Origin of the sequence: Streptomyces sparsogenes (assembly GCF_001704635.1) — a bacterium.
GTDB classification, from domain to species: domain Bacteria; phylum Actinomycetota; class Actinomycetes; order Streptomycetales; family Streptomycetaceae; genus Streptomyces; species Streptomyces sparsogenes.
In genome coordinates this window covers 1-888 of sequence record NZ_MAXF01000101.1, presented here as the reverse complement: position 1 = coordinate 888, position 888 = coordinate 1, and the positions used below count along the sequence as shown (strand labels likewise).

Here is an 888-nt window from a genome sequence, read left to right as displayed (position 1 = left end):
CCGTCGTCCTGGTCGACACCCGCCGCCTGGCGGACTGCTTCCCCGCCGTCGACTACTTCGAGAACTCCGGGCTGCCCTTCGTCATCGCCCTCAACGGCTTCGACGGACACCAGCCCTACAGCCCCGAGGAAGTCCGCGAAGCGCTCCAGATCGGCCCGGACGCGCCCATCATCACCACCGACGCCCGCCACCGCAGCGAGGCCAAGAGCGCGCTCATCACGCTCGTGGAGCACGCGCTGATGGCGCGTTTGCGATAGCGACGGACAGCGTCGGCGGCGTCGGCCGCCGAACGCACAAATCCCCCGCTCTCCGGGAGAGCGGGGGATTTGTGCGCTTCTGGCCGTCAAGGCCAACCGGGCTCAGCCCTGCCAGCTGTGCGGGGCGCGGAAGCCGAGCTGCCGCTCCAGGCGGCGCCAGCCGGCGGCGGTGCGGCCGGTGCGGCCCGAGGCGGACCGGTGGGCGGCGCCCGCGGCCGCGCGGGCCAGGAGGACCGCGGTGACCGCGGCGAGCTCCTCGGCGTCGGCGTGGCCCTTCTCGACGCGGACGAGAGTGGCGGCGCCGACGGCGGTATCGGCGGGGGTGTCGGCGATGTCCGGTGCGGTGGTCATGGTGGCTTCGTCTCCAATGCTCGCGTTACTGCGGCGGGTTGCCGTGCTTGCGGGACGGCAGGTCGGCGTGCTTGTTGCGCAGCATCGCCAGCGACCGGATGAGGACCTCGCGGGTCTCCACCGGGTCGATGACGTCGTCGACCAGGCCGCGCTCGGCGGCGTAGTACGGGTGCATCAGCTCGGACTTGTACTCCTTGACCATGCGGGCGCGCATGGCCTCGGGGTCGTCCGCGTCGGCGATCTGCCGGCGGAAGATCACGTTGGCCGCGCGCGCCCATCA

Annotated in this window: 2 protein-coding genes and 1 pseudogene; 1 reads left to right on the top strand and 2 read right to left on the bottom strand. The window is 72.3% G+C overall.

Annotation, left to right across the window (positions count from 1 at the left end; genetic code table 11):
* Positions 1 to 257 (top strand): ATP/GTP-binding protein (locus BBH68_RS21725; RefSeq protein ID WP_174589065.1); only part of this gene is annotated, 257 nt, incomplete at its 5' end.
* A 102-nt stretch (positions 258 to 359) separates the two neighbouring features.
* Here the strand turns inward: BBH68_RS21725 and BBH68_RS21720 are convergent.
* Both BBH68_RS21720 and BBH68_RS21715 read right to left on the bottom strand, forming a co-directional pair.
* Positions 360 to 608 (bottom strand): acyl-CoA carboxylase epsilon subunit, encoded by a 249-nt coding sequence (locus BBH68_RS21720; RefSeq protein ID WP_065965086.1) that lies wholly within the window; start codon positions 606 to 608, stop codon positions 360 to 362.
* A gap of 25 nt (positions 609 to 633) precedes the next feature.
* Positions 634 to 876: pseudogene (locus tag BBH68_RS21715) on the bottom strand (carboxyl transferase domain-containing protein); the annotation flags it as partial.
* Positions 877 to 888: the final 12 nt, after the last annotated feature.

Excerpts from the sequence above, each read along its gene's own strand:
- BBH68_RS21720 (WP_065965086.1), bottom strand. The coding sequence starts at position 608 with ATGACCACCGCACCGGACATCGCCGACACCCCCGCCGATACCGCCGTC.